The sequence below is a fragment of the Candidatus Aminicenantes bacterium genome (assembly GCA_011049425.1).
In the GTDB taxonomy this organism is placed as follows: Bacteria; Acidobacteriota; Aminicenantia; order UBA2199; family UBA2199; genus UBA876.
Map to the genome: position 1 here is coordinate 1 of DSBM01000125.1, position 20490 is coordinate 20490.

At 55.0% G+C, this 20490-nt stretch carries 17 protein-coding genes; 9 read left to right on the forward strand and 8 right to left on the reverse strand.

Annotated features, from left to right (window positions below; translation table 11 throughout):
• Positions 1–643: 643 nt before the first annotated feature.
• Both ENN40_08440 and ENN40_08445 read right to left on the reverse strand, forming a co-directional pair.
• A complete protein-coding gene (locus ENN40_08440; protein HDP95370.1) occupies positions 644–2275 on the reverse strand; it encodes an HD domain-containing protein in 1632 nt (543 codons plus the stop codon).
• On the reverse strand, positions 2166–2681 hold the full coding sequence (locus ENN40_08445; protein HDP95371.1) for a hypothetical protein: 516 nt from the start codon (positions 2679–2681) through the stop codon (positions 2166–2168). The genes ENN40_08440 and ENN40_08445 overlap by 110 nt, the downstream gene beginning before the upstream one ends.
• A 95-nt stretch (positions 2682–2776) precedes the next feature.
• Here ENN40_08445 and ENN40_08450 point away from each other — a divergent pair, with 95 nt between their 5' ends.
• The 9 genes from ENN40_08450 to ENN40_08490 all read left to right on the forward strand — a co-directional run bounded on the left by ENN40_08450 (position 2777) and on the right by ENN40_08490 (position 12548).
• Positions 2777–4195 carry an MBL fold metallo-hydrolase gene (locus ENN40_08450; protein HDP95372.1) on the forward strand — a complete coding sequence of 473 codons (1419 nt, stop codon included), beginning with the start codon at positions 2777–2779 and terminating at the stop codon, positions 4193–4195.
• A 72-nt stretch (positions 4196–4267) separates the two neighbouring features.
• Entirely contained in the window at positions 4268–5461 is a 1194-nt protein-coding gene (locus ENN40_08455) for a type IV pilus twitching motility protein PilT (protein ID HDP95373.1), read from the forward strand.
• Positions 5458–8076 (forward strand): alanine--tRNA ligase, encoded by a 2619-nt coding sequence (gene alaS, locus ENN40_08460; GenBank protein HDP95374.1) that lies wholly within the window; start codon positions 5458–5460, stop codon positions 8074–8076. Before ENN40_08455 ends, alaS begins: the two co-directional genes overlap by 4 nt.
• The gene (locus ENN40_08465; protein HDP95375.1) at positions 8073–8738 is read left to right on the forward strand and encodes a lytic transglycosylase domain-containing protein; all 666 of its coding nucleotides are present in this window, start codon (positions 8073–8075) and stop codon (positions 8736–8738) included. The genes alaS and ENN40_08465 overlap by 4 nt, the downstream gene beginning before the upstream one ends.
• Positions 8735–9244, forward strand: a complete 510-nt coding sequence (locus ENN40_08470; protein HDP95376.1) for a hypothetical protein — start codon at positions 8735–8737, stop codon at positions 9242–9244. Before ENN40_08465 ends, ENN40_08470 begins: the two co-directional genes overlap by 4 nt.
• Positions 9237–10172 carry a diacylglycerol kinase family lipid kinase gene (locus ENN40_08475; protein ID HDP95377.1) on the forward strand — a complete coding sequence of 312 codons (936 nt, stop codon included), beginning with the start codon at positions 9237–9239 and terminating at the stop codon, positions 10170–10172. Before ENN40_08470 ends, ENN40_08475 begins: the two co-directional genes overlap by 8 nt.
• Positions 10173–10274: 102 nt before the next feature.
• Positions 10275–11462 (forward strand): redoxin domain-containing protein, encoded by a 1188-nt coding sequence (locus ENN40_08480; protein HDP95378.1) that lies wholly within the window; start codon positions 10275–10277, stop codon positions 11460–11462.
• Positions 11459–11764 carry a thioredoxin gene (locus ENN40_08485; GenBank protein ID HDP95379.1) on the forward strand — a complete coding sequence of 102 codons (306 nt, stop codon included), beginning with the start codon at positions 11459–11461 and terminating at the stop codon, positions 11762–11764. The genes ENN40_08480 and ENN40_08485 overlap by 4 nt, the downstream gene beginning before the upstream one ends.
• 112 nt (positions 11765–11876) lie before the next feature.
• Complete coding sequence (locus ENN40_08490; GenBank protein ID HDP95380.1) at positions 11877–12548, forward strand: hypothetical protein; 672 nt, start codon at positions 11877–11879, stop codon at positions 12546–12548.
• Between the two features lies 1 nt (position 12549).
• Here ENN40_08490 and tsaE read toward each other — a convergent pair whose 3' ends face one another.
• The 6 genes from tsaE to ENN40_08520 all read right to left on the reverse strand — a co-directional run bounded on the left by tsaE (position 12550) and on the right by ENN40_08520 (position 20411).
• On the reverse strand, positions 12550–13080 hold the full coding sequence (gene tsaE / locus ENN40_08495) for a tRNA (adenosine(37)-N6)-threonylcarbamoyltransferase complex ATPase subunit type 1 TsaE (GenBank protein ID HDP95381.1): 531 nt from the start codon (positions 13078–13080) through the stop codon (positions 12550–12552).
• Entirely contained in the window at positions 13016–14575 is a 1560-nt protein-coding gene (locus ENN40_08500; GenBank protein HDP95382.1) for an NAD(P)H-hydrate dehydratase, read from the reverse strand. Before ENN40_08500 ends, tsaE begins: the two co-directional genes overlap by 65 nt.
• Positions 14572–16746 carry a hypothetical protein gene (locus ENN40_08505; protein HDP95383.1) on the reverse strand — a complete coding sequence of 725 codons (2175 nt, stop codon included), beginning with the start codon at positions 16744–16746 and terminating at the stop codon, positions 14572–14574. Before ENN40_08505 ends, ENN40_08500 begins: the two co-directional genes overlap by 4 nt.
• 28 nt (positions 16747–16774) lie before the next feature.
• On the reverse strand, positions 16775–17731 hold the full coding sequence (gene arcC / locus ENN40_08510) for a carbamate kinase (GenBank protein ID HDP95384.1): 957 nt from the start codon (positions 17729–17731) through the stop codon (positions 16775–16777).
• Between the two features lie 58 nt (positions 17732–17789).
• The gene (locus tag ENN40_08515) at positions 17790–19109 is read right to left on the reverse strand and encodes a GTPase (GenBank protein ID HDP95385.1); all 1320 of its coding nucleotides are present in this window, start codon (positions 19107–19109) and stop codon (positions 17790–17792) included.
• 252 nt (positions 19110–19361) lie between these two features.
• On the reverse strand, positions 19362–20411 hold the full coding sequence (locus ENN40_08520) for a hypothetical protein (GenBank protein HDP95386.1): 1050 nt from the start codon (positions 20409–20411) through the stop codon (positions 19362–19364).
• Positions 20412–20490: the final 79 nt, after the last annotated feature.

Here is a 20490-nt window from a genome sequence, read left to right on the forward strand (position 1 = left end):
ACGTTTTGTGTGGGTAAATACACATTGGTAATTGGTAAGCGGTTGTGAGTATGAGTACCCGCAGGGCATAAAGCATAAGCGAACGCAAACGTAGGTTCCGGGGACCCATGGTCTGAGACAGGATGGTCGGCTGAGGGGTACTCCCCGAAGACGAAAGCCGGCCTCGGAAACATCCCGAACATCCACCATGGCCATCTTAAGCCGTCGAAGAACACCGAAGTGGTGAGCGGTGACTTATGCCCACTGGGTATTTATGCCCGAAAGGGTACCCTTCAAAAGCCTTTCCCTTTTTAAACCAGAGTGACGTGCAAACCCACACAAAATGGAAGAGAACCAAAAGTTGAAAAGGAAAGAAGTTGAAAAAGTTAAAAAGTTGGGGAGTTGAGAAGAAGTTGAGAATGTAGTGGCGGGTTTCAAACCCGCCCTGGATTAGAAACGTTGAGAGAGTTCCTTGTCGCTTGGTTTTCACTTTTGACTTTCAACTTTCGACTGATTTCTTCCTGTCATCTTGCCTCTTGCCCCTTGCCACTCGCCCTTCGCCAAGTGCTTTCACTTTCGACTTCCTGTCTCCTGTCCCCTGCCTTTCACATGTTGCTTTCTTACCTGCTTTCTACGTTCTACCTTCTACGTTCTACAGGGCGGTTCACGAACCGCCCCTACGTTTTTTCCCTGTCACCTGTCTCCTGTCCCCTGTCACCTTCTTTTCACTTTCGACTTTCGACTTTTCGCTTCCGTTGGACTCCATCATCTGTTCAAACAGGGAAAGGCCCTCATCTACCGTGGAAAAATCGCCGCTCAATTGCCGCTCATACAACCTCTCCAGCCAGCGTCCCATTGCCGGGCCGGGATGAACCCCGTATTGCAGCAAGTGGCGCCCCATGATCAAAGGACGAATGGTTTCCCGGTTCAGGTTAAACTCCTGGGTGCGCTCCCGAAACCACGAAAAAATGGCGTCCGGCTTGACAAAATTCAGGGGTTCACGTTCACGTGAACGTCGATCGGCGTAATCCAGCAGGGAAAGCAGGAGGTCTTCTCCATCCATGTCCTTGACCAGGCGGGCGACCGCTTTGAAGCCGATCTCTTCCCGATTGCGGTATAACTCGTAGATACGGTGATGGCTGCGGATCAGGTCCAGTATGGCCTGCTTGAGGGGAAATCCCTGCCGGGTTTCGACGTTGATCCTCTCTAAAAGTGCCGCAGCCATGTCCACGCCGTGCGAATCGTGCAAGGGCGATGTCACGGTCATGCGACCCCGCTTGTACTCCCAGGTTGTGGTTAGGGATTTGCCCAGATCATGCAGCAGCGCAGCCAGTAACAGGGCCAGAGAGCGGTTGTCATCCAAAGCGAAAAGTCGCGCGCAGCGTCGCGCCACGTCAACGGTAATGCATGTATGGGCCCAGACGGTATGGTGGCCCTGGGCATCGGTTTCAGGGTGAAATTGGGCATCCTGGATGGTCAATGCCAGACGATCCAGTTCCGGAAAAAGCTGCTTTAGCACGGACAAACGAAAATACCCATCCAGACCCATTGAGGGGCGGTGGGGTTCCAGGAGCAGGCGGAATAACTCTTCTTGCACACGTTCCCGGCTTAGTTCTTGCAGGGGAATAGACGCGGCGCGGCGGATGATTTCCGGGTCTACTTTAAACCCGAGAACCGCGGCAAATCGGGCGCAACGCAATAGCCTCAATGGATCATCTGCGAACGTATCGGGACCGGTCATGACGATTCGGCGCTGACGCAAGGCCTCCCTGCCGTTGAACGGATCCACTAATTCGTTGTCCACCAGACGCATTGCCATTGAGTTGCAGGTAAAATCACGGCGGGCGAGATCCTCTTCAAGCGTAATTTTCGGTCCGGACAGAATGGCGAAATTGCGGTGGGAATGGCGGCGCGGATCCAGGCGTGCATCCATGCGCGGCACAGACACATCATAGGTCATGCCGTCAACAGTGAACTTGACGACGGCGAAACTCTTTCCCACGGTTCCGGTGCGGCCATGGGGGCTGAGAATCTCTTCGATTTCCCCGTAAGTGCGGCCGGTCACAACCAGGTCGATATCCCGGCCCCCACGCCGGGCGGCTGTAAGTAAATAATCCCGGACCGTTCCTCCCACCAGGAAAACCGCTTCACCGAACAGGTCCACAAACAGGCGGCGATGGGGAAACTCAATTCCGGGCAGTTTCATGATGCTGATACCGGTCCAGGTAACCGATGAATCGTTGCAGTTCTTTAAACTGTGCCGTATCAATGCGCTGAAATTGAAAGGCCGCCACATGCCGATCCGGTCCCGAACCGATCCGCACCAGGCGCATGCACTCTACACAGAACCGGTTCAGCGGCGTGGAAATAATCGCCTGGTTCACCTCCATTCCGGGCTCGAGGCGGCGGCGGAAACCACCGATGATCGCGGCAGTTCCACTCAAAGAGAGATCACGCAGTCGCCCACGCAACAGGCGGCCGTTGCTGTCCGTGGCGTGCAGCCATACATCCAGATCCACCGGCAACAACACGCGCCGCATTTCACGCATGTTGCGCCCCGACGCGGGATGGGCATGGGCATAAGCAAGAAAATCATCCACGATCCGCTGCTTGCGGCGCTTCTCAAAGCGGCCCAGCATCCACAAAGCCACGAACAGGGGAATTGAAAGCAAGGCGGTCAAGGCAAGGATTTTTAGGCTCATTCACACGCACCACAATCTCATTCACTATAGCCGCGCGGCAGAAAAGTGTCAACCCGGGGATTGCGTTCTATTCTCATCACCAGTATATTAATGGCATGAAAATCGACTTTTACTCCCACGGAGCCTGCCGGGAGGTTACCGGTTCAAAGCATTTCCTGGACGTAGACGGCCACACATTGCAGATCGATTCGGGCATGTTTCAAGGGCGCCGGCGGGAATCCTATGAAAAGAACCGTGACCTGCCGTTCAACCCGGCCGATGTGGACGCGATCATTCTGACCCACGGCCATTTCGACCATTCAGGCGCCTTGCCCATCATGGTGAAGAAAGGATTCGACGGCCCGGTATTCGCCACATCCGCCACACGCGACATCACCAACATCATCCTTTTCGATAGCGCATACATCCAGCAAAAAGATCATGAATACCTGGCGGAAAAGGCCCGCAAGTACCCGGAGCGCAACCTCATCGCCTACGAACCGCTTTACGACAGCCAGGATGCCGTAAACGCCATGCAGCATTTCGCCGGGCACGGCTACCATAGAACCTTTGGCGCGATCCCTGGAGTAAAGGCCAACTTTTACGACGCCGGCCATATTCTGGGCGCCGCCACCGTCCACCTCGAGATCGATAACGGCATGTGTATCGGATTTTCCGGCGACCTCGGCCGTCCCAATCTACCCATTATCCGCGACCCCGAAATCTTGCCGCCAATGGACTACCTGGTCCTGGAAGGCACCTATGGAAACCGTTTGCACGAATCGATCGGCATGGCCCGGGAATCACTGGAAAAGGTGATCCGGCGCGCCACAGAGCGCCGTGGGAAAGTCATTATCCCCGCCTTTACCATTGAACGCACCCAGGAACTCATTTACTTTATTCACCAATTGACCCGCGAACGCCGCATCCATGCCCTTCCCATTTTCATCGACTCCCCCATGGCCGTAAACGCCACCTCGATATTTAAAATCCACCCGGAATGTTTTGACCGTGAAACCGTGGATTACTTTTTGTCCAAAAACATCGATCCTTTCGGGTTTGAAACCATCCGCTACGTGACATCCGTGCGCGAATCGCGTGAAATCAACGACCTGGAGGGGCCGGCTGTCATCATTTCCGCCAGCGGCATGGCTGAAAACGGCCGCATCCTTCACCATTTGAAAAACCACATCGGCAAACCCCGCAACATCGTGGCGATTGTGGGCTTCATGGCGGAAAACACCCTGGGTCGGAAACTGGTGGAACGACATCCCTCAGTTAAAATATTCGGCAAAGATTACCCCGTCAAAGCGGAAGTCGTGACGCTGAATGCTTTTTCCGCCCATGCAGACTACAAGGAGATGCAGGAATGGCTGGGCAAACACGACCTGGACCGCTTGAAAAAGATCTTCCTGGTTCATGGAGAAGCCGATTCGCTCACCAGCCTCAGGCAGAAACTCCTGAATCAGGGCATTCCGGATGTGGAGATCGTGCAGTCGGGGGTTCACTACCCCCTGCCGGCAGCGTTGCCCTGATCATATCCGGATCCGTTCCCAAACTTGATATCCTTCCAGAAAAGCTTATAATATACGGCGGAGGCGCGAGTCATGAACATAGATGATCTACTGAAAATTGCGGTAGAGCGTAACGCGTCCGATCTCCACCTGAAAGTCGGTAACCATCCCGTTCTCAGAATCGACGGCACCCTCCATCCACTGGTGGAGCTCAAACGGCTCATGCAGGAAGACACCATCACCATGGCTTTTTCGATCATGGGAACCCGTCAGAAAGAACAATTCAAACAGGATCACGAAATCGACATGTCTTACAGCGTTCCCGGATTGGGAAGGTTCCGTTGCAATGTGTTTCAACAACGCGGCGCAATCGGTATTGTCATGCGCATCATTCCGACCCTGATCAAGTCCATTCATGATCTGAACCTGCCGCTGGTATTGGAACGAATCGCGGACGAGCGCCGGGGAATGATCCTGGTCACCGGTACAACCGGAAGCGGCAAATCCACCTCTCTGGCCGCCATGATAGACCACGTCAACACCCATCGCATTGAACACATCATGACCATCGAAGACCCCATAGAATATCTCCACCGCGACAAAAAATGCATTATCAACCAGCGCGAGGTCAACTCCGACACCCACTCGTTCGCCCGCGCCTTGCGCAGTTCTTTGCGTGAAGATCCGGATGTCATCCTGGTTGGAGAAATGCGCGACCTGGAGACAATTGAAACCGCCCTGCTGGCCGCCGAAACCGGCCACATGGTGCTGTCCACGCTTCACACCCTGGACGCCCCCGAAACCATTAACCGCATCATTTCCATGTTCCCCCCCCACCAGCAGAAACAGATCCGCATCCAACTGGCAGCCGTGCTCAAGGCCATCATCTCGATGCGACTGATCCCTCGTTCCAATCGCAAGGGACGGGTGCCGGCGGTAGAGATCATGATCACCACCCCGTTTATCCAGGACTGCATCGTGAATCCTGAAAAAACCAAGTTCATACGCGAGGCCATTGCCCAGGGTGTTTCCCAGTATGGCATGCAGACATTTGACCAATCTCTTTATTTTCTGTACGAACGCGGGTTGATCAGCTATGAGGACGCCTTGAAGTGGGCCTCCAACGTAGACGAGTTCAAACTCAAAAAGATCGGGGTTCAGAGCACCAAGGACATGGCCACCGAAGAGATGGAAAAGCGCATATCCGATATCGCCGACACTGGAGACGAAAACGCTGAGTCAGACGGGCCCCGGGATCACAACCTGCTCAACATCGATGACATATGAACCACCTAGAGATCCGTGAACGGTTCCTGGCTTTCTTTGAAGGCCACGGACACCGCCGCGTGTTATCCGCCCCGCTGGTGCCGGCTCGCGATCGCACGCTGTTGTTTACCAACGCCGGCATGAATCAGTTCAAAGGCGTGTTCCTGCAGCAGGAAACACGGGAATACAACCGGGCCGCCAGCATTCAAAAGTGCATGCGGGTATCGGGAAAACACAACGATTTCGACGAGGTCGGCCGCACCGCATTTCACCATACCTTTTTTGAGATGCTGGGAAACTTCTCTTTCGGAAATTACTTTAAGGAAGCCGCCATTGAATATGCCTGGACCCTGCTGACCCGGAATTATGGGTTCTCACCGGAGCAGTTGTGGGTTTCCGTTTTCCGGGAAGATGACGAGGCTTTCCGCATCTGGCGGGAACGGATCGGAGTACCGGAAGCCCGCATCGCGCGCATGGACGAGGCAGACAATTTCTGGCAAATGGGAGACACCGGCCCCTGCGGACCCTGTTCCGAAATCCATTTCGACCGCGGTGAGCATTTCGGAAAAGCCGATTTCGTGGCCAACCCTTCGCGTTTCGTTGAAATCTGGAACCTGGTGTTCATGCAGTTCATCCGCGATGAATCGGGAGTTTTAACCCCGCTGCCCGCGCCTTCGATCGATACGGGCATGGGATTGGAACGCCTGGCCGCGTTGCTGCAGAAAGTTTCGGGCAACTACGCCACCGATCTGTTTCTCCCCATTATCAACACTGCGGCTGAACTCACCGGCACGGATACCGCCAAAGCGGAATCAGAGGTTCCCCTGAACGTGGTGGCCGATCATATCCGTGCTTTGACTTTTCTCATTGCCGACGGTGTGTTGCCCTCCAATGACGGCCGCGGATACGTTCTGCGCCGCATTCTGAGGCGGGCCGCCAGACATGGCCGCGCCCTCGGACAAGAGGCGCCGTTCCTCCACCGCCTCTGCCACACGGTGGTCGAAATCATGGCGCCTTGTTATCCTGAACTCGAATTTTCCGCTGATTTTATCTCGCGGGTGATCCTGAATGAAGAAGAACGTTTCGCGCACACGCTGGCCCGGGGATTGAGACGTTTCGACGAACTCCTGGACCGGGCCCGCGAATCCAGCCGCCCCATCATTCCCGGAAACGAATTGTTCACGTTATCCGATACCTATGGCTTTCCCCTGGATTTCGCTGCTGACCTGGCGCGGGAAAAAAACGTAGAGATCGACCATGAAGGCTTTCAGGCGGCTTTGAACCAGCAACGGGAACAATCGAGGACACGCCGGCGTGATTCCGTTTCCGCGCCCGTTCTGGAAGGTGCCGGCACATGGACCACTCGTTTTACGGGATACAAGGTTATCGAAGATGCGGCAACGGTCATTGCCGTATTGGTGGATGGAAAACCAGTCAAGTCCGTGGAAAGTGGAGACAGTGAAAAAGAGGTGATCCTCATTTTTGACCGCACGCCTTTTTACGCGGAATCCGGGGGACAGGTGGGCGACCGGGGCAAAGGACACACGGACAGCGCTTTTTTCCAGGTAACGGACACGCGCAAGAGCGAAAGCGGGGCTTTTTTGCATTACATCCGCCTGCGCCGTGGTCGCATTGCCTCGAAAGACCGGGCCAGGTTGGAAATCGACGCAACGCACCGCCGCGATACGGCGGTCCATCATACGGCTACGCACCTGTTGCACTCCGCACTGCGGGAAGTGCTGGGACTGCATGTCAAGCAATCCGGCTCGTACGTGGGTCCGGACAAGCTGCGCTTTGATTTCACCCATTTTCAAGCCTTGACGGACAAGGAAATCCAGTCCGTAGAGAACCTGGTAAATGAGAAGGTCCGCCGCAATGTCTTGATCAACGCCACCACGGAGGAATACGATGTGGCGGTTTCCCGGGGCGCCATTGCGTTTTTTGAAGAAAAATATTCCGACATCGTGCGCGTCATCCAGATGGATGACTTTTCCACCGAACTGTGCGGCGGCACTCACCTGGATGCCACCGGTGAAATCGGTGTGTTCAAGATCCTTTCCGAATCCTCAATTTCCGCGGGAATCCGGCGCATCGAGGCCCTGGGCGGCGCCCCCGCATTCGCCCATATTCAGCAGCGCTTGCATTGTTTGCACACGTTGCAGCAACATTTCAGTCAACCCGCGGAGACACTCCCCCAATACCTGGTTCAACTGGAACAAAATACCCGGGAGTTGGAGCGGCGCCTGGAGGCTCTGCAACGGCGGCAAAGACAACCGGATTTGAAAACAGTCATGGACAGAGCCGAGCCCATCGGTGAAACCGCGGCTGTGGTGGAGTTTTTCGGCGATCTGGATCGCAAGCAACTCAGTACATTGGCGGACGAATTAAAAAAGCAACTCAAGGGATTGGCCGTGCTGTTCGCCAACACCAACGGCAAATCCGCCATCACGGTTTCAGTGGCCGACGAATTGGCTTCAACCTTTAATGCTTCGCAACTGGTCAAACAGATCGCGGAACTGGTGGAAGGCAGCGGCGGCGGGCGGCCCGATTTCGCCCAGGCCGGCGGGCGGTTGATCACCGATTTTTCTCTCTTGCGTTCACGTGTGATAGAGATTCTCAGGAGCCGGCTGCCATGAAATTCATGGGGGTATTGCTCCTGCTGTTGCCTTTGACCGCGCATACCCAGGATGAAGTGAAAATTCAACGCAAGCCGCGGGGACAAATCGAGATTCGCAACGCATTGCGCAGGCCGGCCCGATCCGTATCCGTTCAGAACCGTGGTATTTCCATCCCCTCAGCCAGCCGGGAATTGTCCCTCAAGATCCGCGAGTTGGCAACCCGGCACAGCATGGAAGAATCCCTTGTTTACGCTGTGGCGCGGGCTGAAAGCGCGCTCAATCCCTACGCGGTTTCGCCCAAGGGAGCTGTCGGCATCATGCAGCTCATGCCGGATACAGCCAAACTGTATGGCGTCAAAAATCGTTTCAATATCAATGAAAACCTGGAAGCCGGCATCCGTCACTTGAAGTACTTGAATGATCGTTTCAACGGTGACCTGGCCCTGATTCTGGCCGCCTACAACGCCGGCGAAGAAGCGGTTCGCAAATACAACGGCATCCCCCCATTCAAGGAAACCCAGCAGTACGTGCGCCGGGTAATGCGCCTCATGGGCCGCACTTTCACCGGGGGTGCAAATGTACCTTCTCCCCTGTACAAGGTGATCACATCTCAGGGAAGAATCCTGATTACGAATACGCCCCCGCCCCGGAACGTGGGCAAAGTGGAGAGATTGAAGTGAAAGCGACAACCCGGTCCGCACAACTCACCTATGGGATTCTGATCGGGGCCGCTAGCGCAGGTGTGATATCCCTGATCCCGCTTGTCAACCTTCTGAACCTTTTCTTTATGTTCTGGATGGCAATCGGCGGCGCCATCGGAGTTTGGGTTTTTCAACGCCGCAACCAGAAAGCCACTTTAACGGAAGCCGCCCTGTGCGGAGGATTGAGCGGGCTTTTGGGTGGCGTGATTTTCGCACTGGTTACGTACATGGCCCTGCATACAATTTCCCCCGAGGGATTCAACCGCATGCTGATGCTGATCGAAAAAATCCTGCCCAATTTCGGAGCAGAGGTGGATCCGTGGGTCACCAGCGATGATTTCCGAGGTATGCTGGGGATCGTATTGCTCATGTCCGTCGGTTTGTCCGGTCTGGTGGGGATCCTGGGCGGATTGATCGCCCGTTGGGCCTGGTCACCGCGAAAACAGAAAGATTCCGGGCTCCCCAGCGGGGAACATCATGACTGAAACCTGCCGTGTCCACCTGGTGGTCAACCCCTTTTCCGCCCGGGGCCGAACCGCTGAGCGTTGGAAAACCATCCGTGAAGCGGTGCGGCAATACTATCGTGAATTCAAATACGTCTTTACCGAGCGCCCCCTTCAAGCCACCGAAATCGTGCGCGAATTGCTGCGTGACGGATTTGATCTCATTATCGGCGTCGGCGGAGACGGCACGCTCAACGAAATCGCGAATGGATTTTTTGCGGAAAACCAACACTGCGCCATCAACGGAGACGCCTCCCTGGGCATGATTCCTTCCGGAACCGGATCCGACTTTATCCGCGGCCTGAAAATTCCCCGTGACCTGAGGGCTTCACTGCAGCGCATTAAAACGGCTCTGCCCAGGCGCATCGATGCCGGACGAATCGAATACCTGGGAGCGGATGCGCCCGCGCCGCGGTATTTTGTCAACGTCGCCGACTTCGGAATCGGCGCGGAAGTGGTCCGGCGCTTGACAAACGTCCCGGTTCGCAAACCGGGCCGATGGACGTATTACTCCGGCCTGTTGTCCACGATCCGCAACTATTCCAGCCCTTGTATCCGCATCGAGACAGACGAGGGAGTCCGCTTGGAAGGGCGTTTCCTGATCGGTGCCGTGGCCAACGGCAGTGTTTTCGGCGGCGGCATGATTATTGCGCCGGACGCGCGGGCGGATGACGGTTGTTTCGATCTCGTGCTGGTAGACGACATGAAGCCCCTGGCCATTATCCGTCGTTCACTCAGTTTATATACCGGAACCATTCAAAAACGTCCCGAAGTTCGCGTTTTAAGAGCGAGATCCATTGAAGTGCACACAAACAATGAAACCGTGGGCCTTGAATTCGACGGTGAACCCGGCGGAACCTTGCCGGCACGGTTCGAATGCCTTCCCGCATGTTTAAACATCCGACTGTAATTTTCACTGCCGGCGTCAGCGGCCAGGCCGCTGCAACAATTGCGTCGCGCGGCAGGGTATGATACCATTAAAGTTATAATTTAATTACTTGGAGATGCGAATATGACAACTCGAGTTTCCATAACCTTGACCTGCCTCGTTCTCTTGCTTGCAACCGTGGGATGCCCCAATACCAATGCCGACCTGGCACGTTTTCATTCCACCTTTTCCCGGATTCAGCAGGAGTACAACTCCGGCCTCACCCAAGTGACGGACCGGGAAGCCTACTTAAAGTTGCAAAAAACCCGCAACCGTCGCTTGGATGAATTGCTCAACGATATGCCCGACGACCCGAAGTCCGACGCCGCAGTGATTCTGCGGGCCCGTGTCTTGGTCAATCTGCAACGAATTTCCAGTGCGGAGTCCCTGTTAAAGCCGTTATTGAACCGCAGCAAAACACCGCCGGAAGCCATTACGGTCCAGGTGCTGGCCCATATGGCCGCACAACGGCAGCATGATGCCCTAAAGATGTTTCGTTCCCTCAAAAGCGACATCACCGACCCCACCGACCGCCATAATATCTGGCTCTATTTCGCCATGGTTGCGGATAGTGCCGATGTTCAGCGCGACTTCGCCCGCAAATTCGTGGAATCTTCCGACATGCCTGCCCACTTTTCCCTGTTTCGTGCCAACGTATACGCGCAACTCTCCCGGCTGGAGCAGATGGAGAGCCGCTTCGACAGCGCACGTGAATGGCTGAAAAAGGCGATTGAGAGTGCCAGGGACCCCGCGATGCGCGCCTCCCTGGAAAGCGAGAGTCAACGCATGGAAATGCTTGGCCAGCCGTCACCCCGTCTGGTAGCTGAGCACTGGATCAACCAGCGTCCGCTGACATTGGAGGGGTTGAAAGGCAAAGTGGTGTTGATCGATTTCTGGGCCCCCTGGTGCAAACCCTGCCGCATGGTCATCCCCGATATGATCCGCATGTACAAAGACCTCAAAAAAGAAGGATTGGAAATCATCGGATTGACACGCCTGCACGGTTACTATAAAGACGACATCCAGGACCGGGGACGGGTGGAAGCGGATGAAGAACTTCGATTGATCACTGATTTCGTTGGCCGCAATGACATCAATTACCCGGTGGCCGTATCCCGGGAAGGCCAGAGTTTTGATACATACAAGATCTCCGGCATCCCCACCCTGGTGGTGATCGATCGCACGGGCCGTATCGCAACCATTACCGTTGGCGCGGGGCATCCGGATTCGTTGCGCCGCACCATTGAATCCCTTCTGGAGAAGAGCCTATGAAACCGCTGACTGCCGACACCCATGATACTGCGCTTTCGACGGCCGAAACCGTTGTTTTTGATTTCAGTTCTCCCGGATGTGCTCCCTGCCGCAAAGTGCCGGCCCTGCTTGAAAGTGTGATTGATGAACTTTCCCTTCAGGACATCCAGACCTATGAGATCAACGTATCACAAGTGCCGGAACTGGCAGCTCGATACATGGTACTCAGTGTTCCCACCCTGATCATTTTTCGCAACGGGACTGAAATTGCGCGCTTTCATTCCCTGCCATCCAGGTCCAAACTGCGCGATGCCCTGCAATGAAAAGCGTCCCGGACCGAGCCGCAAAATTGTCCACAGATGAAGCAAATAACGGCCCTGAGGACCGGCAGGGATTGGCAACATTTTTGCTGTTAATGAAGCAGTGGAGGTACTCATGAAACGCATAATGATTGTTTGGCTGAGTGTGTTGTTGGCCGCTTCAATGGGATTGTCGGCCCAAAGCCTGAACCTGAAAGCCGGGGTGTTTATCCCCTTCATGGAATCGGATCTCTGGGATATCAACCGGGCCAACCTGGAGTTCGAAAAAGCGGATATGGTGGACCTGTATTACGGACTGGAATACGAATGGCTCATGAGCGAACGGTTCTCACTCTCTTTTGAAGGGGGAATCTACAAGAAGGAAAAGCGGAGCTACTACCGTGACTTTGAGTTTAGTGACGGCTCTCTGATTCCCCAGAATGTTTCGTTGAGAATCACCTCCCTGGAAGCCACCGTCAAACTCTACCCCATCGGGCGCCGTCGTGCCCTTTACCCCTTCCTTGCTCTCGGCGGCGGTCTATACGCCTGGAAATACGAGCAATGGGGGAATTTTATCGACAACCAGGATTACAGCGTCTACGAAGGGTATGCCGACGCGTCGAAATTCAGTCCCGGATTCACCGGTAAAGCCGGTATGGTTCTGCGGCTTGGGCGCAATTCAGGCATCTCCCTGGAAGCCCGATACCTTTATCTCAAGGCCGAGTTGGGTGAGTTGTTCGAAGGCTTCGAAGATCTGGACATGCGCGGACTGTCAATCAACGCGGGGATCCATTTCTTTCTCTGGTGATTCAGCCGGAATGGACGTCAAGTCCCAGTCGTTTCATTTCTTTTGCCAGGCCGGCGGCATTCAAGTTGCGCCATTGAATAAAGATATTTCGCTGCCCGTTCTCTTCGCCTGCAAATTCCAGGATAACGGTGACGGCATCGGGTAATTTCTGGTAGCGAGGTCCCAGGTATTGGGCCCATTCCACTACCTGGATTGCTTCCCCGAGTTCATCGTCGATTTCCGGCATGCGTCCGCCCGCAACCGCTTCCAAGCGGTACAGGTCGTAATGGAGCAACCGCAATCCGTCGGCAAGATCGTGAACATTCATCAAGGAAAAAGTCGGGCTGACGATGTCGCCCGGATCTCCTCCCAGCCCGGCGTACAGGCCCTGGACAAAACGAGTCTTGCCAACGCCCAGTCCGCCATGAACCAGGATCAGCTCTTTGCCGATCAGGACTCCGCCCAGGGCGTTCCCCCAGAGCCGGGTTTCAGCGCTCGATCGTGAAAGGCCCCGGATCATCATGAATTCCCTTAATGGCCGCGGGCAATTCATCCAGCAGGTCACCCGCCGTCATGCCGATCTCTCCCATGCGTGCGGCGGCCAGGTCTCCGGCCTTTCCGTGAAGGTAAACCGCGGCGGCGCAAATCTCGTCCAACGGGCAATGACTGCGCGCCCGGGCCACCTGGGCCGCAATGAATCCGGTTAATACGTCCCCGCTCCCGGCAGTAGCCATTCCGGGATTACCGGTTGCGTTCACCCACACACGACCCTGGGGTGAAGCCACCACCGTGTGATGACCTTTCAAAACCACGACAATCTTGTTTTCCATGGCCACTGCACGGGCCGCCCGCCAACGGTCCGCCAGAATTTTTTCGGCCGGCCAACCGGTCAAGCGTGAGAACTCTCCGGGATGGGGAGTGATCACCACCGGAGCGGATGCATCGCGCAAACGCGGCAGGTTCCCGGCCAATGCATTCAAGGCATCCGCATCCAGGATCAAGGGCACTTTTGACACGCTCAACAAGCGGTTCAGCATTTCCGGAATCGGGTTATCCACTCCCAGCCCGGGACCGACAGCGATGGCATCGAAGCCTTGCAGCACGGCCGCCAGGTCATCGGCTTGCCGCCAGTAGAGGGTCATGATTTCCGGATTCCGAAGTGCTGCCGACGGACTGTTCTGGGGCAAGGCAAGGGTGCTCAGCCCCGCGCCTCCGCGCAGGGCCGCATACGCGCAGAGAAATCCGGCACCGGGTTTGTCTACTGAACCGGCAATCGAAAGCACATGCCCGAAATCTTTCTTGTGGGCCCCGGGTGTGCGCGGCGCCGCCAAGGGATAAGCCAACTCCGGCGTCGTGATCATTAACGAATCCCCCACTCCCGCTTCAGCCATGGTGGGAATCCCGATATCCACTACGCGGATGCGCCCGCATTGGGAATTTCCATCCGGATAAAGGTGCGCCACTTTCAAGGCATGAAAAGTAGCCGTACATGCGGCATGCACGCAGAGTCCTTTCCCGGGAAGCACACTTTCGCATAGACCGGAGGGAACATCCACTGCGGCAACGGGTAAACCCGAGGCATTGATTGCCTGGATCGCCTGCGCCAGTGGACCCTCGATAACCGGGCGATCGATACCGATGCCCAGCAAGGCGTCCACTATAAAAGTCCGTTCCCGGGGCATTTGCGCAAACAACCGCGACAACGCTTCCTTTCCCGGCAATATGTGTACCGGTATACCCAGGGATGTCATTAATGCGTATTGCCGCGCTGAATCGGCACGCAATGCAGTTGGTTCCGCCATGAGGCAAACAACCGTGGAGACATTCCAATCCGCCAGGATCCGGGCCACGGCCATTCCGTCTCCGCCGTTGTTGCCCCTTCCCGCCAAGACCACAGCATGGCTGAAGCGTGCAGCCGGGAAACACTCCCGGAACCAGCGCGCCGCTCCCCGGGAAGCGTTCTCCATCAAAACCAGGGAGGGGATACCGATCTTTTCAATGGCCCGGGAATCGATTTCCCGCATCCATTGGGCGGTCAACAATTTCACTTTTTGGTCCCGCCCTTCTTTTTATCCGGCTTTTTTGTTTGCTTTTTTTCTTTTTCCGACAAGTCATCCAGTTTGGAAGCCAGAATACCGCCGAAACCGCCATCGTCCTGGTACGCGACCTCTTTCTTTTCCTTGGGAACCTCAACCGGCTTTTTCTCAAGCACTTCTTCCTTGAGCTTTTCCAGTTGGATTTCCTCTTCGATCTCATCCATGTCCAGGGTTTCCTCTTCAGGAACCGGTGCCTTTTCCACTCGCTTTTTGGGCTTGGGTGTTTTCTCCTCTTCTTCAGTGCGACGCCGGCGACGAGTCGTTTCCGCCTCCGCCTCCTTTGGTTCGGCAACCACGGGCGGCACTTCAACAGCCTGCAGCCGTTCTCCCAGTTTCTCGATGCGGATGCGACGCATGCGCTCTTCTTTTATGCGCATCTCTTCTTCGCGGCGGCGACGCCGTTCTTCACGCAACAAACGGATCTCTTCTTCGCGGCTGCTCTCTTCCCCGGCTTGCGTATCAGCGGCCGAAACCACCTCTGCTTCGACCTCCACTTCCGCCTTCTCTTCAATTTCATGAACCTCCAACAGGCGTTCACGTTCCTCTGTTTCGGGCTGACCAATGGAATCAGAATCCAGGTAGAAAACACCGGGGACCTTCTCAGAAGAGACAAATTCCGGATTGGCCAGCAGGATGTCTTCCACGGTACGGAGACATACCGGATAGATGAGATCCAAAACATGGTACAAACGCAGGGTGTGGATCTCGTAATTGCGTTCACGGAGACCGAATACCAGGAAGACCCGCTGCACCAAGTCGTTCATGGAATCGGCTTCGCGGAAATCTTCGATATGTTCGTGCACAATGCGAAACACCTCTGATTCCAGGAACATGGTTTTGTTGGCAAACACCGGCGAAGCCACTTTTTCTTCCGTAACCCGGAACGTGCCTTTATCCGGATCGTACTCCACGCGATCAGAGACCGTACCTTTCTTGGTGGTTCGCACCTCGAACTGAAAACGATCTTCGCCAACCTGCTCCAGGGTCAGACTCAGGGCCTGAAGGGCGCGAATGCCCTCAAAGTAATCCTTGAACCCCATGATCAACTGGTCATCCGGATAGTAATAGAGAGTGAGTTCCTTTTTGGTGCCGACTTCATGGGCCGTGAGTTCAATCGATTCCCCAAATTGAAACGTCCCGGGCTTGACACGCAACGCCCCTGAAGCCACTTCACGCTGGGTCAGGTAAAAACGGTTGGGTTCCGGAAACAACTCCGCATTCAATTTTCGCCGTAACAACGTCAATCCCTTGCGGTTGGGCAGGTGAACCTCTTTTTCCAAAGGATTAAACAAGCTGATTAAAGAATCTTTGCGCAAATGGTAGATAACGGAAATCAAGTTCCAGCGTCCCCAACCCGTCATGCTGGTCTGATGAAAATCGATCTTGAAATCCCGCATCATGCGGAAATTCAAGGCAAAACAATAGGCGGAAAAAGCGGGGTCTTTGGGTTTGATTTTGACAAAATTCTCCACCAGAAACTCCGTACTTTCCGATTTTTTGTTTTCACGAAGAAATTCACGAATATGGCTGAATACGCTGTCGTCGATTTTCTTCAGGTTCTCCTCAAGCAACAATCTCTCCGAGATAAAGGCCACTCCCTGGATGCGGCTCAACGCGCTGACCACTTTTTTGCGCAAGCGATTGAAATCACGTTCCACCAGGGGTTGCTGCTTGAGACGCGGGTCTTGCTCTTCTTCCAGATACCGGGTTTTGCAAATGGGGCGAGCCTGCTTATGCGGCAACAGCAAATCGATTTTCTGTCGTTCCAGGTATTGGGTGTACCCGAGAAAATCCGAAGTACCGTCGTATTCCAGCCGTATCTCATGGCGCCCCAGGTTCTGGCGCACTTCCACCACCTTTAACACAACGCCGTGATCCATTTCAATGAAACGCTTGGCCCCGGTCGGCAGTTTGCCGGAGTATTCTTTAAAGATCAGGTCGCCTTCCCGGTATTCACAACCGGGATCGAAGATCTTGACCCGATTTTTGCGCAAATGCCTGGTTTTAACCAGCGCCAGGTGGTATACCAGTTCATCCAGTTCCTGAGGGATTTCCTTGCCCTTTAAATAGGAGCGGATCACCTCAACATCTGGATCTTCAATATTCAGGTTGACTTCCACCATTCTCTCCTTGTATCGCAATGAACTGGTTTCATGACTCCCCTCCAGCCACGATACGTGTGCCGGACCTCCCGATCATTGCCGCTTTCAGTTTCTCTGCTGAAGTGATCAACACTTCCCGGCCTCCCGCCTCAATGTACTCCATGGCGGCCTTGATCTTGGGCGCCATTGAGCCGGCCGGGAATTGCCCGGCCTCCAGCATGGCCCGGGCCCGGGACAGGCTCATGACACGTACCGGCTTGGCTTCCGGAGTTCCGAAATTTTCATACACACGGTCCACGCCGGTAAGGATCACGAAAAGGTCAACCCCTTCTTCTCGAGCGATCAAAGAAGCGGCGAAATCTTTGTCGATTACCGCTTCCACTCCCTCCAGATAGCCCGAGCCGTTGATATGAACCGGAATACCGCCCCCGCCGGCGCTGATGACGATGACGCCGTTGTCAAGCAGGGTACGAATGGCGCGTTTGGGAACGATATCGATGGGATGCGGCGAAGGCACAACGCGCCTGAAACCCCTTCCGGCATCTTCCACCATCTCCCAACGATTTTCTCTTCTCAACTGCCGAGCGCGAAAATCCGGGTAAAACGGACCGATGGGTTTGGTGGGACGGGAAAAGGCGGGATCATTGCGATCCACCACCACCTGGGTCAGCATCGTAACCACTTCTTTGTCGATCGATCGTTTGCGCAGCTCGTTGATCAATGCCCGCTCCAGCAAGTACCCCATACTGCCCTCAGTCATGGCATCACAGATATCAATGGGCATGGGCGGAGTAATATTGGCCCCGGCTTCCATCTGCAACAGAATGTTGCCCACCTGTGGTCCGTTGCCGTGAACGATCACCAACTCGTACCCTTTGCGCACGATTTCCGCCATCAGGGCGGCTGCGTTACGGGCATTGCGGTATTGTTCGCTGGCGGTTCCCCGGCTGCCCGCGGGCAACATGGCGTTGCCGCCGAATGCTACAAGCGCTGTTCGTTTTTTCATCACCGTGCGGAACGGCCTGCCGAAACATTACCCGGCAGACCGTTAATTAACCGCGCTCCTATTTCCGAAATTTTTTTTGCAGAATGTCTGCAAGTGTGGGCTTGCCGATCTCATCCAGCTCGTATGTAACTCGAACCATGGGTTTATTGATGGTGATGACCCGTCCCAGATCAATGGGTGTGCCGATGATCACCAGATCACAGTCCACGGCATTGATCGTGGCCTCCAGATCCTTTATCTGCTTGTCACCGTATCCCATGGCCGGCAGCAGTTCTTCGCCGATTTCCGGATATTTGGCGTAGGTTTTTTCGATCTCGCCGACCGCAAACGGACGCGGATTCACCAACTCCTCAGCTCCGAATTTGTATGCAGCCACGACTCCCGCACCATAGGTCATCTCGCCATGGGTCAGGGTAGGCCCGTCTTCCACAACCAGGACCCGCTTGCCGCGGATCTTTTCGGAATCATCAACGAAAACCGGGGAAGCAGCGTCCACGACAACCGCACCGGGATTGAACTCGCGGATATTTTCGCGAACCTCAAGGATACCATCCAGATCAGCGGTATCAATCTTGTTGATGACAATCACGTCGGCGCGACGCAGGTTGACTTCGCCCGGATAATAAGAAACTTCGTGACCGGGACGATGGGGATCCACCACCACAATCTCCAGGTCTGAATGGTAGAAAGGGAAATCGTTGTTGCCGCCGTCCCACAATATGATGTCTGCTTCTTTTTCCGCTTCGCGCAAGATGGCTTCATAATCGACGCCGGCATATATCACCGTACCACTGGCGATATGGGGCTCGTATTCTTCCATCTCTTCAATTGTACACTCGTGCTTTTTTAAATCTTCAAGCGAAGCAAAACGCTGCACCCGCTGTTTAACCAGGTCGCCATAAGGCATGGGGTGACGGATAGCCGCCACTTTCAGCCCCATCTCCTGGAGCACCGCGGATACCCGGCGGGTTGTCTGGCTCTTGCCGCAACCGGTTCGAACGGCACAGATCGAAACCACGGGCTTGGAACTCTTTACCATGGTTTCACCGGGACCGAGCAAGATGAAATTGGCGCCCGTCATATTTACCTGGGCGGAACGACTCATCACATACTCGTAGGGCAGGTCGCTGTATGAGAAATACACGTCCTGAATACCGTGATCACGGATCAGGTTTTCCAGTTCAGTCTCAGGATGGATGGGAATGCCGTTTGGATATTGTTCCTTTCCCGCCAGCTCAGCCGGATACTTTTTGTCATCGATCCCTGGAATCTGCGTGGCGGTAAAGGCCACTACCTCGATATCCTTGCGATGGCGGAAAAACGTGTTGAAATTGTGAAAATCCCGTCCAGCCGCACCCATAATAAGGGCTTTGCGCATATTTTCCTCCTCTAGTTGGAATTAGAATTTACAACTTTCCCGTCAGAGTCTTTTCAGTATACTGAACTACATGGTCCAAGTCAACCACCGGCGGCGAAGACCCTCTGGTATCAGCGGGTCCGGAGTTTAAACAAACAATCAGACAAGAGAACGGCACTGCTTTTAAAATCGCTTGCGTCCGCTTACGCGTATCCCCACGGTCTGCAACATGTCATTCATCCGTTTTAATCCATTCAATATAGAAGAGAACGGTCAGGCCTTTTTGTCTTTCGTGGAAACATCGCGGGAAAATCGGCACGCGGGATATCGCGAACAGCCCAGAAAACGTCCGTAGCGGCCCTTGCGCTCACGCAAGGGACTTCCGCACTCGGGACAGACCATCTCCGCGGGCATTTGCGCCTCGTTGACACTCAAGTCCAAAGTAAAACGGCAGCCGGGAAATGCCGTGCAACCCAAAAACTCTCCGTACCGGCCCTTGCGGCGTACCAGTGGTGCGCCGCATTCCGGACAGCTGTCGCACAAGTCGCCGGCCGGTTCCGATACCCCGACAGCGAGTGACGGACCGGCGACTGCCGGGCAATCCGGACTGTAGCCGCACCAGCGACACAAGGCCGAAGGCCGGGGCGGAAATTCCTTTGCCTGCCGGATCACATCTATGGCCTCCACCAACTGTTGTTTTGTGTTATCCGCCTGGGCGCGAAAAAACAAAGTCGTTTTTGTCACTTGTTCACGCAGGTCCTCGAAACACAATTCCACGGCTTCATCCGTGGTCAGCGTCAAAGCAAACAGTGCGTACGCAGGCAATTGCAGGGAGTCGAAGGGATCGCCGGTACGGCCGGTCTTGTAATCGATCACGCGCAGACAACCATTCTCCTGGCGGGCAATGCGGTCCACCACACCGCGGAAAGCGATATCTGGAGAAAGATGCAACTGAAAGTTTTTTTCCAGCCCCAGGCTGAAACGCCGGTCATTGCCCATGACCCGTCTCTGATAGGCAAGCAGCATGTCGTGGCCGGCCTGGAAATACTCATGCAGAGATACCTCTTGCCGGACAATATGCAGGCGCTGGAGATCCGCTTGCTCCCACAACTCACGGTATTTTGCCTCCAATACGGCTGCCGGAACGGAGGCGGGCCCATCTGTGGCCGCATACGCCTGAAAGAGGACCCCGTGCATCACCCGGCCCATGTGGGTTTCCACCGTAACAAAAGCCTCAGGGCGCTTCTCCAGGTAACGGAAACGGAAAGCCATCGGGCAATTGTTGAACGTGGCAATGGCGGAGTAGCTGAATGTATCGATCACGGTATCTCCGAAAGGATTGTACCCCACGAATGGACGGAATCAAACGCCCCAACGATTCGCTGGGACAAACGCCTGAAAA